The sequence below is a fragment of the Propionispora sp. 2/2-37 genome (assembly GCF_001298735.1).
Taxonomy (GTDB): domain Bacteria; phylum Bacillota; class Negativicutes; order Propionisporales; family Propionisporaceae; genus Propionispora.
In genome coordinates this window covers 138,806-152,005 of record NZ_CYSP01000006.1, presented here as the reverse complement: position 1 = coordinate 152,005, position 13,200 = coordinate 138,806, and the positions used below count along the sequence as shown (strand labels likewise).

The following is a 13,200-nucleotide window of genomic DNA, read 5'->3' as shown; positions in this document are numbered from 1 at the left end:
GATGGTGCTTCTGTTTTGTTTATAGCGTAGCCTACTAGCGAAGAAGTCGCATCAGGCGCATTCCATTTAAAGTTACCAATATTGACGAGCCCATGTCAGCAAAGACCGCAAGCCATAAATTCACATAGCCGGCAAAGGTGAGGATAATAAACACAAGCTTTATGGCAATCGAAAAAACAATATTCTGCTTGATTATGGCAACTGTCTTGCGGCTGAGATGGACCAGATAGGAGAGTTTTCCAAGGTTATCCGACATAAGCGCAATATCCGCAGTTTCAAGAGCGCTATCGGCCCCTGCTACGCCCATTGCGATTCCTACATTGGCAACAGCCAGTGCCGGAGCATCATTAACCCCGTCCCCAACCATGGCTACACTCCCGTATTGACTCATCAGGCATTTTACCGTTTTGACTTTGTCTTCCGGCAACAGTTCACTATAAAAAGCATCCAGCTTCAATTGTCCGGCGATAGAAGCGGCCACGCAGTCATTATCACCGGTCAGCATGGCTACATGCTGCATACCAGTTTGATGCAGTGCCTGAATGGCCTCAATACTATTAGCGCGTAAAGTGTCGGCAACTGCAATCAGTCCGCAAATCTGCTCAGCATTTCCCATCAACATAACGGTTTTTCCCTGCCGCTGAAGATTTTCCAAATCATTGTGATAAGAAGATAAATCAAATCCCAGCTCTTCAAACAATCGGGGATTACCAATATAGATTGTTTTCCCCTCAAATTCGGCCTGTGCGCCCCGGCCAACCAAGGCCTTAAAATTCGTTACCGTTTTTAAAGCCAACCCCTTTGCCTTCTCTACAATGGCTATCGCCAGGGGATGCTCAGACAAACGTTCTACGGAAGCGGCCATGGTTAAAAATTCTGCTTCCGTTATTCCATCGGTTGGAACGATGTCTGTAACCGACGGGCGCCCGTGGGTTAATGTGCCAGTCTTATCAAAGGCAATGGATTGCATAGCCCCCATCTGTTCCAGATAGGCTCCCCCTTTAATTAAAACGCCGTTTCTGGAAGCATTACCGATAGCGGACACGATAGAAACCGGGGTGGAAATAACCAGCGCACACGGGCAAGAAATAACTAAGAGAACAAGCCCCCTATAAAACCACTCCGTGAAAGGCAACCCAAAGAATAACCAGGGTATAACCATAATCCCGGCTGCAGCAAGCAATACTGCCGGAGAATAATAGCGGGAAAACTTATCAACAAACTGTTGCGACGGCGCCTTCTGAGCCTGAGCCTCTTCAACCAAATGCATAATCTTGGCTAGGGTAGAATCCGCGGCAATTTTAGTTACTTCAACTTCCAAAACTCCATGTTCATTTACCGTCCCGGCATAAACAAAATCACCGTTATGTTTTTCCACAGGAACCGATTCGCCGGTAATGGTTGCCTGATTTACCGCCGACATACCATCTCTGACAATACCGTCCATCGCAATCCGTTCCCCTGGTTTTACAATGATGATATCCCCGACCACGATCTCTTCCACCGGCAGTTTTTCTTCCTGCCCATTCCTGCGGACCAGCGCTTCCGGCGGAGCCAATTCCATGAGCGCCCGGATGGATTGGCGGGTTTTATCCATTGTATACGTTTGCAGTGTATTTCCAAAGGAGAAAAGAAAAGCCACCGTAGCGGCCTCACTCCATTCACCAATACAAAGTGCGCCAATTACTGCCATGGTCATAAGAGTATTCATATCAAAACTTAAAGACCTGAACCCATAAAATGCACTTTTAGCTGAGGAATAACCGCCAACCAAAGCAGTTGCAACATACAAGGGAACAATCACGTTATCACTGACACCAAGCCATTCCATAGCAACCGCTAGAATTAATAAGATACCGGCAACTGCAGTTGTCTGCGTACGTCTATTTTTCCACCATTCGGGCCTGCTATCCGGTGACTTGCTGTCCCCCTCCCTCTTAGCATCGTAACCCGCTTGTCGCACTACCTTAACAATATCTGCTTCACTGGCTGTGTGCTCTACGATTAATTTACTTGTGGCAAAATTAATCTGTGCTGAGTATATACCGGTCAATGAAAGGATTTTTTTCTCCAGTGTAGCTGCACAATCAGCACAATCAAGGCCCGATACCATAAAGATTGTTTTATGAATACCTGCCTGACCTGCAGAAATAACAGCCGGAACAGCCGAATAGCCAAGCCTGCCAGCCTTTTCTATGATGGCGGCGGCGTCTACTATTCCCGGATCATAAGTTACTTTCATTTTTGCGGTTGCGAAATTCACCTGAACACGGATGATCCCTTTCATTCTGCCGATCCCCTTTTCCAACTTGACCGCACAGTCGCCACAATCCAATCCTTTAACAGCAAAATTACTGGTAGTTTCCCGTGCTTCAGGCGTTGCCTCTATCTGTTCCACAGGTTCTCCATCAATACAACAACCGCAAGCTGCCGCCCCGGCCTGTTCATTAACCACTTCCGCCTTTTCTGCGCAACAGCCGCAGGTCAATGCTGCAGCCGCATTTTTAATCTCAGAGCAGCAACCGCTCTGGCAGTTACTTTGCTTTTTTATTCCTTTATGGAAAGAATATTTTCCTGCCATTGTACATCCTCCTATCTGTGCTGAATATGCTCTACACACTGCGAGAGCAGCAATCGGATATGTTCATCATCCAATGAATACCATGCCATTTTTCCTTCTTTACGGTATTTTACCAAACGAGCATTTCTCAATAAGCGCAGCTGATGCGAAACCGCCGACTGTCCCATCTCCACAACTGCGGATAAGTCACAGACACAGAGCTCCCTCTTGGCTAACGCATCCAGAATCTTCACGCGAGTCGTGTCGCCCAATAATTTAAAGGTATCCGCAACCTGCTGGGCATCTATTTCGGGAATGGCTTCCTTTTTGGCCACACAGATAGTTTGGGGGTGTTCACAAAGCTGTTCGCAGGTATCAATGGTACATTCGGAATTCCACATAGTATATACCTCCAACAAATGAATATGTGTTCATATATTATTATATGCGATTTTACAAAAAAAGTACACCAATAATATGTAATGTAAAAATAAGCAAAAAAAATCGCCGGCATTGCCAGCGACTGAACTATTAATAAATATCCTGGTGGTTAAATTCGGCTGATTCGAACCAATCATTCACAACATATCAATGATATTCTCAAGACTTCCACATGCTTCTCTTCTTCTTGCATTAGCTTCAAGCAAACAGCTTTTTCTGTCTGTTCCTTCATCAATTTGTTCACTTTTTAGTTTTGCAAGCAATTCCGGATTGTCCATTGCAGGTTTTGTATTCACGGTAAAAACATTCTGTACCGTACTTAAAAGCGGATTGGTCTGAACCTTTTCGACAGATTCTCTTTGGATCAACCGAATAATTTCATAATGACGTTGTTCGTCTTCCGCAAGGCCCTGAAATATTTTTTTCAAATTCTCATATTTTACTTGTCTGGTAATTCTCCGTAGTACTTTTCACCGTCTAACTCTATTTTTAATGCATAATCATAAAATATTCATGCGAATTACACCTTTCGAGTAATTTCTTTACCTATTTTTAATATAATACCGGCAAAATTTATGATCAAGCAATTTACCGAAAATGTTTTGTTAATAATCAAGGCATAAAGACAATAGTAAACCGCATCCGGCCGGATGCGGTTTTACTATTGTCTCACCTGAATTTAATCTTATTTTTTATACATAGCATCTTGTTCTTTGCGCAACTTGTAGATCAAGGTAGACTGATCCAGTTCGACCATATCCAACGTTAAAAGCTGTCCTTTTTTTGCCTCTTTTAACATCCGGGTTTTCTTCGTTACCAAGCCGTAAGGAACATAACCCTTGGCGTCGGATTCAGCGGCAGTTGCAATCGATCCGTAAGTTGTGTAACCGCCGATGCCGTCAATATACTGACCGGCTTTAAGATCCGTTTTGGCAACCGTGATACACTCACTTACAAGACCGTCAATCGGTACAATGGTGGATTCACCGTCAATAACTGCTTTGGCAACTGTTAATGGGGTTTCCAGATTGCACAAATGATACGGACGGTATAAAATCCACAACGGACCGTTACCCATGCTATGATAACGCATTTGATAGGCGATTTCCTCGTTTTCCGTTGAAACTGCCACAAATACACCAGGTGCAATACCGTTTACATATTCAACAACACCATGCTGGTTTAGAATACCGCCATCTTTTTTCAATTTATACAGTTCGGGCAACTCTTTTAATCCGGCGGCAATACCATGACCACCGATGACATCCGGAATCAGTCCGGTAGCGTTGGACATCGCAGTCATTTCCACCATGGTTTTGGTACCGTCTTTAAAAGCACAAAGCATTTTAGGGCTCATTTTACGACGGGTAGCCTCTTCTAAAACCGTATCGGGGTTGCAATCATAGTCCAGCTTGTTATTTTTCCCTTTGCCCATTACTTTTACATCCATACCCATGGCTTTGGCAAAGCAGTATAATTCCATAACTGCACCAGGTTCGTCACCAGCCGAACCGGTGTAAATAACCCCCTGTTTTTCCGCCATTTTTTTCAAATAAGGACCAATAACTACGTCGGTCTCTACATTCAGCATGACCACATGCTTACCGTTTTTCATGGCATCAGTTGCAATCTTTGCCCCAACATCAGGTACACCGGTCGCATCAATTGCGCATTCTACCAGGTTAACCTGGGAGATTAAATCCGCATCGGCAGTAGCCACATATTTTCCGGCTTCAATCGACTTATTGGCATCAGCCAGATTATCCACAATAGCAATTTGATCATCTTTTACGCCGGCATAATGAAAAGCATGTACGGCATTTTCTACGTTAATATCGGATACAATGGCCGGCATGATCCCCTGCATTAATACCATCTGGGTTACCATCCCACGTCCCATCTGTCCGGCGCCGACGATACCCGTACGAATCAGCTTGCCTTCCTGCTGACGTTTAATTAGCTTTTGATTCATGTTTAACATACTAAGACTCCCTTTTAGTGTAATTATTTTAAACTTCACAACAAGTCGATATCCAGCTTCCTGTAAAATTTAATAACTAAAAAATCTCAATAGTGGCCCCAGCGACAATATCCTCTGGAGTCAACTCGTCCCCTTCCAGCATAATGCAGCCCGGCCGTTCCGGTTCCGGCCCTCCTTTGAAGTTTAATGTGCAATGCCCTAACTCTTTCAGCGTATTCACTACTTCAGAACCAACGGCACTGATCGTAAAGACTTTGCCGCAAATACTCAGAGTATCCCCTACAACCGGTTCGGCAAGCAGCGGAGCCGGCTTATGCAAAACAGCCATCTCCGCCAGTTCCGGCGGCACACCTTCATTAAAGATAATAATACTGTTCAAATCCGGTTCAGTAAGAAACTGGACGGCTTCCGGCCCCCAGCCCGTAATTTCACAATGAAATTTCATATTTATTCTTCTCCATTAAAAAAAATTTATTATTGATACAGACCAAAGCTAAAGAGATAAGCGATGAGCACTGCTAACGGCCCGGTGATTAAACGTGAATACAGCACCGCCGGTACTCCAAGTTCAATGGTTTCGGAATCGGCTTCGCCAAGACTTAATCCAACAGGGACAAAATCACCACCAACTTGAGCATTGATCGCAAACAGCGCCGGCAAAGCATATTGAACAGGAATATGCCCTAAACCGATCTCTACACCAAGCAAAGTTCCAACAACCTGGGCGATAACCGCGCCAGGGCCGATTACCGGAGCAACAAACGGTAACGAACAAATTAATGAGATTAGCAGCATGCCCGGCAACGTGCTGGCCCAAGGTGAAACGGTCTGGGCGATCAGGTTGCCGATACCGGATACCTGAATAACCCCGATAATCATACTCACAAAAGCCATAAATGGTAAAATACTTTTCATAACCATATCAATAGTTTCACGACCGGCCTGATAAAACTTATTCACAACGCCGCCAACTGCTATGCCAAGACGGGTAATCACGTTTTTCTTTTTTCCGGAATTCATGGCGGCAATTTCCGCTCTGGCCTGTGCCTTGGTCTTAGGTTCAGTAACGGCAAGAGCAACCGTGCCTTGTACGGTTTGCGCAGCGGAACCGTCTTTACTTGTCAAGGCAGCACCTTCTACTGCAAAGCTGATACAAGTTTCCGTAACATCAGACACATATAAGTTTTCAACAATGAATTTAGCAAGCGGTCCAACTTTTCCAACCGGAGTGACATTTACCGTAAACACTTTCTTTTTAGGGTAAACGCCGCACCGGGCACTACCGGCGCAATCCACAACAGCAACAAACATTTCTTCATCAGGGACAGCTGTTTTAAACCCGTCAACGAGCTCGCCCCCGGTCATTTCCGCTATTTTTACCGCGATTGGATGAATTCCCCCGCCGGTAAGACTGACTACTTTATTGCAAACCTCTGTCGGCATAATGGTTAAAGGACCACCCCAGCCGCTGTTTCCCTTCACTATGGTAATCGCTCGATACATCTAATCATACCTCCCGTTTTTATTGCTGGTGCGTGTCTTTACTGTTCTCTTGCTTTCAGTGCGGCATAGATTTTTTCCGTAACCAAACCGCGTATAAAAATAACCACTATCCCGACCAGAAAATATCTGACCGCTAATTCACCTAACGGAAAACCTAACGTAGTAACACCGGCGGCGATACCCATATAAACGAACAATTCACCGCCGTTGGCATGCGGGAACAAACCTGTTACCGGATGCAAGAAACTGACCGTTGCATCATAATAAGCCGGTTTATGTTTATTTTCAACAAAACGTCCAAAACTATAGCACATTGGATTTCCCAAAAATAAGACAGCCAGAATAGGTAAAATAGTATAACGGGTGATGATATTCCCTGTTGCTTTTTGCGCTAATCTATGAATCCGCTCTTCACCAATTAATTTAATAACCGCACTCACGGCAGTCATTAAAATAACGATAAGCGGAATAATTCCGGTTACCCAGCTTGAAAATACCGCAGCGCCCGCTTTAAAAAGATTCATAAACCCATTGGCAAAATTAGCTATTAAATCCATATTGTTTTCCTCCATTTTTCATTGTCATTTTTTCAGCTTTTATACATTTTATATTAACGTTATTTAGATGAGATAATCATATTGCCAACACCTGACCGGGCCCTGATCAGTGAAAACAAATTATACCTCAGTTGGATTCAGTCTCATATCCAATGCATCCAATGCCTGCATATGCGCTTTATAAGCTTTTTGTTTTTTTACCGGTAAAGCCAGATATTCTGACCGTAATTCATAAATAGTCTTGCCAATGATGCCTCTTACTTCCCTAAAACCGTTAAAAACCGTATACCCCTCCAGCACTTCACCGCCGGTAATCACACCGGCACTGTTACAGGCAATGACTACTATGTTGCCCGGCGTCAGCCTGCCTTTTTTGCTGCCAATGCCGACATTGCCTAATTTGCGCAGCCTGCGCACTGCTTGTTTATATTGTTGAATCTGTATATAGGTGGCAATAGCCTGTAATAACAAAATGACGAGTAAAGCTATAAAAATCATGGTTGTAATCTCTCCCTTGTTTAAAGTTCAAGCAAGGCCACTGCACAATCATAATCGGTGATTAATATATTGATAAATTCCCCGCGTATTGCACCCCGGACGGCTCTGGCCTTATGGACACCTCCGGCAATGCCAATCCGTTTTTGCACTTTTTTCAGTTGTTCTATCGGCATCCCCGCCACACGGCGGTTAAAACTCGTAAACTTGTCCAGATGGCCGTCCTGGTCAAAAAACTGCAGTAAGATATCGCCAACCGTACCCTCTTCAACGAATTTATCCAAAGTTTCTCCACTGACATAACCGGTTTCCATTAACGTCGACCCACCGCGCTGCGGTATACCGATTCCCATAATGACGGTACTTACACTGTGGTATAGTTTCAAAACACTTTGCACAGATTCTTCTTTAAGAAAACCTTCTAATACATTGACATCCGAGAAAATGGCCGGAGAGAAAAACTGCACACATTCCCCGCCAAATAACTTGGCGAACTCACCGGCAATGTAGTTCGAGTGAATATCCAGCCTGCTTGCACCAATGCCGCCGAGAATGGGTACAAATTTGCAGCGAATCGGCTCTTCCAACTGCCGGGTTGCCCGGATTACATTTTGCAAGGTCATTCCCATGGAAACGCCTACTACATCTCCATCCTCCAACGTTCTTACCAGGAAATTTACGGTTTCCTTACCCAAATTGGAACTGATTCTCTCTACGCCTGTTTCTATCGGGCTTGAATCTGCTACAACAGCTTCTCTTAAGCCAAACTTTTTTTCCAGCTTCCTTTCCAATTTTCCGAATTTTATGTTATAAGGATTAGTAACCTCAATTTTCACAAAGCCCTGTTCTTTGCCCAGCTTAAGCATTCGGGAAACGGAAGGCCTGGAAACGGCAAGATATTCACTAATATCCTGTTGGCTCATTTCATCATCATAATAAAGACTACAACATTTAAAAATCAGCCTGGCATCATCAATAAACTTCTTCATTGCAGCCTCCCTAATCTAATTCTTGCGATTAAAAAAGTATCCTACAAAAACAATATGGTCAAATTATTTCATCATTATTATCTGTTCAGAACATTTGTAAAATATTCATATTGATATTATTTTTATATTTCAAGAAAAACAAGATTCATTATTGCTTGAAAATTCAGCCGTTAGCAAAAAATCAGTTGTAATAATAACTTCTCTCTTATGATTCATAATTATATCTCAGAGACATTATTTTATCAATATTTTATACATAGAACATTTGTAATAATTCAGTCCATCTTTTTTGAATGTTTACATTTTTTCTATGTTTAGATTTATGCAACATGTCTCACGGGTCACCATTATACAAAACAAAAAAAACAACCCGGCAGATCGTGTGTCCGACCGAGTTGCTTCCTTATCTTCATTCCGGATGTTTTATATATCGCCGAACCAAGGCATCCAAGCCGCTTTCGCCATGGTCCTCTAGTTCTACGCTTTCAAACAGGCTCCATATTTCTTTATGTTCCAGCATGGCTTCAGGCTGCAGAAGTGTCAAGGGCGATAGGGTCTCCATTTCCAGCATGGCATCATTGGTATAGGTCTCATACGAAACACCGAAATCCGGATATTGGGCTTTCTCATGATGGCAATACTGCTTGACAAACAAATGTCCCCGGTTAAAATAAGCCGCCCAGCCATCTTGATTGTCAATGCCGAATTTAAACGCAGCTTTCATCGCCGGATTCTGCCGCACAGTAATATACCGTTCTCCCCAACATACTCTTGGATCGTTCATTTTAGTATAAGGCCATAACGCCAACCTTCGGTTTGCCAGCAGCCCGGTATCATGAGCCGGCTGGGGTATAATTTCCATTCCTCCCGGCGCCATAACGGTCAGCCCCCATACAGCGAGTTCAACGGGCCAGGCATTTTGATTGACCAGTCTATGAACTATCGTTAACTGATTGCTTTCGGTTAGCCGTACTTCCATCTCTTTCTGAATTTGCACCCATGGTTCCACCGGCTGTGTAAAGATAAAGCCGTCGGCAAGACTTTGGCAAGTTAACGGATCATTATCGGCAATATAGGTGCGGGGCATCTGCTCCGGACTGTGCCACAAACGATGACCGCCACGGACCTGCCAGCGCTGGCCACCATATGTGCTGATACTGCCTTCCTGTTCACAAAATTCGTTGTGCTTTCCGGCAAATCCGAACCGGATAATGCGCGGCCCACAATTAACCGTGGCAACAAATTCAATTTGTCCGTTCCCCACTTGTACACATCTTCCAACATTACCATAAGAAATTTCTTGTACCTTGATTTGCTCCTCAGGCATAAACTCCCTCCCAAGACTATGCAGTTTTTTGTATACCGTTTTACTTTTCCTTAATCTCATTTTGATTATAAAAAAAATAAGGAGTGTTGTATTTACAATAATCGGCTATTTTATATAAAAATTTATACACATACGCTGGACTTACGCAGTTCAGGGAAAGCGGAAGAGTTTAAAAATCAACGGTTATAAATAACTGCTGTTCCACTCTGCTATAAAGGGGATTTAATAGTGATATTTCTTTGGTCCAAAAAACTGCCGAAAGTTAGACAATTGTGGTATCTTAAAGAAAAGGGTCTAAAGGGGGGAATACCGATGATTTACACCCGTACAGGCGATCAAGGCACAACCAGTTTATTAGACGGAACCAGGGTGCGTAAAAACAGCATCCGGGTGGAAAGTTATGGTACCATCGATGAGTTGAATTCAGTATTGGGATTTGGCAAACATTTTGTACAAGACAGGAATATTGTGGAAAGAATTCATCTTATCCAGAAAGAATTGTTTGCGGTAGCAGCAGAACTCGCCGATCCACAGGGCACAGTTTTCAAATCTCCGTTAAGCGAAGCAGAAATTCTGCGTTTTGAGTCCTGGATTGACGAATATGTAAAAAAAATGGATCCCGCTCCCAAGTTTATCGTTCCCGGAAGCAGCCAAGCCTCAGGAATTTTGCACGTAGCCCGCACAGTCTGCCGGCGTGCCGAACGGATTATGATGGCTCTGGACGAGCAGGAACCGCTCAATCCGCTTGTGATCAAATATGTCAACCGTCTTTCCGACGTGTTGTATACGTTTGCCCGTTATGTGGAAGAAAAACAAGAATTAGTAAATACCTGAGTTTCCAAAATGATAAAGAGGCCAATACCTCAAACGGTTTTGGCCTCTTGTCTGTTAATAGCCTCCGGGCTCAGTCCGTAGCCTTAATCAGGCGTGCCGGATCCATATAATACTTGTAATCGGCTTCAGTTACATAACCTGTCGACAACGCCGCTTCTTTAAGCGTGATAGCTTCCTTCGCCGCTTTTTTGGCAATTTCCGCCGCTTTATCATAACCTATCAACGGCACTAGACCGGTGATCAAAATCAAAGACTGATTCAAATTATGCTCGATCTTCTTACGATTAGGCTCCAGCCCCACTGCGCATTTTTCATTAAAGGAATTCATGCCGTCACTTAATAGCCGTACTGTCTGAATAAAGTTATAAGCAATAACCGGCATAAATACATTGAGTTGAAAATTACCCTGGCTGGCGGCAAAACCTATGGTGGTATCATTGCCAAAAACCTGCGTCACAATCATAGTCAGTGCCTCGGCCTGAGTGGGATTGACTTTAGAAGGCATAATCGAACTGCCCGGTTCGTTAGCCGGTATTGTTAATTCCCCGATCCCGCAACGCGGACCGCTGGCCAGCCAGCGAACGTCATTGGCAATCTTCATCAAATCGGCTGCCAGTGCCCTTAACATGCCATGAACCACTACCAGTTCATCTTTACTGGTTAAGGAATGAAACTTGTTAGGAGCAGTTTTGAATTCTTCACCGGTAAGGCGGCTGATTTCGTCCGCGACTCTAACGCCAAAATCAGGATGTGAGTTAATACCGGTTCCCACGGCCGTTCCACCCATGGCTAAATTTCTCAGGAAATCCATACCTGTTGTCAGCATCATTTTGTTTCTTTCCAGCATACCTGCCCAACCGCTTATTTCCTGTCCCAGAGTCAAAGGAGTGGCATCCATAAGATGAGTCCGGCCGATCTTTACGATATCATTAAATTCAGCCAATTTTGCCTGCAGCGTTTGCAGCAGATTCTCCAATGCGGGAAACAACTGTTTGCGGATTAATGTCAACCCTACAACATGTAATGACGTGGGAAAAATATCATTGGAACTTTGCGAGCGGTTGACATGATCATTCGGGTGTACCGCTATATCCCGCCCCTGTGCTTTCAGTATGGCTTGGGCGCGATGCGCCAAAACTTCATTCACATTCATATTGAACTGCGTACCGCTGCCGGTTTGCCAAACGGATAACGGGAAGTTGCCTTCCAGTTTGTCATCAAGCAGTTCGTCGCAAGCGGCAATAATGGCATCCGCTCTGGTTTCGTCCAAAACGCCAAGGGCTTTATTCACAGTTGCTGCCGCCCGTTTTAACAAGCCAAAAACAGTTACCATTTCTGCAGGAATTTTCTCACTGCCAATCCGGAAATTCTCATAGCTGCGCTGCGTTTGCGCTCCCCACAGTTTATCTGCCGGAACTTTCACTTCCCCCAGGGAATCTTTTTCGATACGATATTCCATCTGCCACACATCCTTTCTTTTTCCTATGTAGATTTAGAAGGGAAAGTACGGCATTGTTACAAAATAGCACCGGTAATCCTTTCCCCCTCTTAGAATATATTCATTAAATAGATCCGTTAACTTTATTAAACACAACTCTTGTACAAAATGCAATCCCTACTTTTTTACTTGGCAATAGAAGGCGTGTCTGTTATAATAACACAAAATAGCTATCTGCATACCAGACTCTCTTTAATCTCTGCAAAAATAAGCTTGGCTGTATTTATGCCGGCTGATGATGAGGTTATAATAATGAAACTGTTATCATGGAATGTAAATGGTCTTAGGGCCTGCTTAACCAAAGGATTTATGAATTTTTTTACCGCTATGGACGCAGATATTTTCTGCATTCAGGAAACAAAAATGCAGCCAGACCAGTTGGAACTGCAGCTTCCCGGCTACGAACAATATTGGAATAGTGCCGTAAAAAAAGGATATTCCGGTACGGCAGTCTTTACTAAAAGGTCCCCATTGTCGGTAACCTGCGGAATGGCAAAAGAAGAGCATGATCAAGAAGGACGCCTGTTAACCGCCGAATTTAACGATTTTTATCTGGTTAATGTCTATACTCCCAATTCTAAGCGGGAACTGCTGCGGCTGGATTACCGCATGCAGTGGGAAGACGATTTCCGTGCCTATCTGTTGCAGCTTAATGAAAAGAAGCCGGTCATTGTCTGTGGCGACCTCAACGTGGCCCATCAGGAAATCGATATTAAAAATCCCCAGTCTAACCGCCGCAACGCCGGTTTCACCGACGAAGAAAGAAACAAAATGACAATCCTGCTACAATCCGGTTTTAACGATTCTTTCCGCTATTTATACCCGGACAAAACCGAGGCTTATACCTGGTGGTCCTATATGATGAATGCCAGGGCGCGTAATGTGGGCTGGCGTATTGATTATTTTCTGATTTCCAAGTCGTTATGCTCGCAGGTGAAAGATTCTGTCATTTATCAGGACATCCTAGGCAGTGACCACTGCCCTGTGGGGCTGGATATATTCTAAAAGGAGAAGG

The 13,200-nt window shown here is 44.0% G+C and carries 13 protein-coding genes; 2 read left to right on the top strand and 11 right to left on the bottom strand.

The window, feature by feature from the left end; genetic code table 11:
* Positions 1-34: 34 nt before the first annotated feature.
* From P22_RS08045 to P22_RS08000, 10 genes are all read right to left on the bottom strand, one after another.
* Positions 35-2,581, bottom strand: a complete 2,547-nt coding sequence (locus P22_RS08045) for a heavy metal translocating P-type ATPase (protein ID WP_082378437.1) — start codon at positions 2,579-2,581, stop codon at positions 35-37.
* A gap of 11 nt (positions 2,582-2,592) precedes the next feature.
* A complete protein-coding gene (locus tag P22_RS08040) occupies positions 2,593-2,961 on the bottom strand; it encodes an ArsR/SmtB family transcription factor (protein ID WP_054259716.1) in 369 nt (122 codons plus the stop codon).
* A gap of 177 nt (positions 2,962-3,138) precedes the next feature.
* A complete protein-coding gene (locus P22_RS08035) occupies positions 3,139-3,429 on the bottom strand; it encodes a hypothetical protein (protein WP_054259715.1) in 291 nt (96 codons plus the stop codon).
* Positions 3,430-3,686: 257 nt separating this feature from the next.
* On the bottom strand, positions 3,687-4,982 hold the full coding sequence (locus P22_RS08030) for an NAD(P)H-dependent oxidoreductase (protein WP_054259714.1): 1,296 nt from the start codon (positions 4,980-4,982) through the stop codon (positions 3,687-3,689).
* Positions 4,983-5,058: 76 nt separating this feature from the next.
* Positions 5,059-5,427, bottom strand: coding sequence for a PTS glucitol/sorbitol transporter subunit IIA (locus P22_RS08025; RefSeq protein ID WP_054259713.1), 369 nt, complete (start codon positions 5,425-5,427; stop codon positions 5,059-5,061).
* 29 nt (positions 5,428-5,456) lie between these two features.
* Positions 5,457-6,485, bottom strand: coding sequence for a PTS glucitol/sorbitol transporter subunit IIB (locus tag P22_RS08020; protein ID WP_054259712.1), 1,029 nt, complete (start codon positions 6,483-6,485; stop codon positions 5,457-5,459).
* A 38-nt stretch (positions 6,486-6,523) separates the two neighbouring features.
* Positions 6,524-7,042 carry a PTS glucitol/sorbitol transporter subunit IIC gene (locus P22_RS08015; protein ID WP_054259711.1) on the bottom strand — a complete coding sequence of 173 codons (519 nt, stop codon included), beginning with the start codon at positions 7,040-7,042 and terminating at the stop codon, positions 6,524-6,526.
* 120 nt (positions 7,043-7,162) lie between these two features.
* Positions 7,163-7,540, bottom strand: coding sequence for a transcriptional regulator GutM (locus tag P22_RS08010; protein ID WP_054259710.1), 378 nt, complete (start codon positions 7,538-7,540; stop codon positions 7,163-7,165).
* A gap of 20 nt (positions 7,541-7,560) precedes the next feature.
* Entirely contained in the window at positions 7,561-8,526 is a 966-nt protein-coding gene (locus tag P22_RS08005; RefSeq protein ID WP_054259709.1) for a sugar-binding transcriptional regulator, read from the bottom strand.
* 409 nt (positions 8,527-8,935) lie between these two features.
* Positions 8,936-9,853, bottom strand: coding sequence for a hypothetical protein (locus tag P22_RS08000; RefSeq protein ID WP_054259708.1), 918 nt, complete (start codon positions 9,851-9,853; stop codon positions 8,936-8,938).
* A gap of 312 nt (positions 9,854-10,165) precedes the next feature.
* On the opposite strand from P22_RS08000, the gene P22_RS07995 reads away from it, so the two are divergent.
* The gene (locus P22_RS07995) at positions 10,166-10,687 is read left to right on the top strand and encodes a cob(I)yrinic acid a,c-diamide adenosyltransferase (protein ID WP_054259707.1); all 522 of its coding nucleotides are present in this window, start codon (positions 10,166-10,168) and stop codon (positions 10,685-10,687) included.
* A gap of 70 nt (positions 10,688-10,757) precedes the next feature.
* On the opposite strand, the gene fumC is transcribed toward P22_RS07995, so the two are convergent.
* Positions 10,758-12,146 (bottom strand): class II fumarate hydratase, encoded by a 1,389-nt coding sequence (gene fumC / locus P22_RS07990; protein WP_054259706.1) that lies wholly within the window; start codon positions 12,144-12,146, stop codon positions 10,758-10,760.
* A gap of 291 nt (positions 12,147-12,437) precedes the next feature.
* Here fumC and P22_RS07985 point away from each other — a divergent pair, with 291 nt between their 5' ends.
* On the top strand, positions 12,438-13,190 hold the full coding sequence (locus tag P22_RS07985; protein ID WP_054259705.1) for an exodeoxyribonuclease III: 753 nt from the start codon (positions 12,438-12,440) through the stop codon (positions 13,188-13,190).
* Positions 13,191-13,200 lie beyond the last annotated feature (10 nt).

Bases quoted from the DNA above. Each gene is read 5' to 3' on its own strand.
- P22_RS08045 (WP_082378437.1), bottom strand. From the start codon at position 2,581: ATGGCAGGAAAATATTCTTTCCATAAAGGAATAAAAAAGCAAAGTAAC.
- P22_RS08040 (WP_054259716.1), bottom strand. From the start codon at position 2,961: ATGTGGAATTCCGAATGTACCATTGATACCTGCGAACAGCTTTGTGAA.
- P22_RS08030 (WP_054259714.1), bottom strand. From the start codon at position 4,982: ATGTTAAACATGAATCAAAAGCTAATTAAACGTCAGCAGGAAGGCAAG.
- P22_RS08025 (WP_054259713.1), bottom strand. From the start codon at position 5,427: ATGAAATTTCATTGTGAAATTACGGGCTGGGGGCCGGAAGCCGTCCAG.
- P22_RS08020 (WP_054259712.1), bottom strand. From the start codon at position 6,485: ATGTATCGAGCGATTACCATAGTGAAGGGAAACAGCGGCTGGGGTGGT.
- P22_RS08015 (WP_054259711.1), bottom strand. From the start codon at position 7,042: ATGGATTTAATAGCTAATTTTGCCAATGGGTTTATGAATCTTTTTAAA.
- P22_RS08010 (WP_054259710.1), bottom strand. From the start codon at position 7,540: ATGATTTTTATAGCTTTACTCGTCATTTTGTTATTACAGGCTATTGCC.
- P22_RS08005 (WP_054259709.1), bottom strand. From the start codon at position 8,526: ATGAAGAAGTTTATTGATGATGCCAGGCTGATTTTTAAATGTTGTAGT.
- P22_RS08000 (WP_054259708.1), bottom strand. From the start codon at position 9,853: ATGCCTGAGGAGCAAATCAAGGTACAAGAAATTTCTTATGGTAATGTT.
- P22_RS07995 (WP_054259707.1), top strand. From the start codon at position 10,166: ATGATTTACACCCGTACAGGCGATCAAGGCACAACCAGTTTATTAGAC.
- fumC (WP_054259706.1), bottom strand. From the start codon at position 12,146: ATGGAATATCGTATCGAAAAAGATTCCCTGGGGGAAGTGAAAGTTCCG.
- P22_RS07985 (WP_054259705.1), top strand. From the start codon at position 12,438: ATGAAACTGTTATCATGGAATGTAAATGGTCTTAGGGCCTGCTTAACC.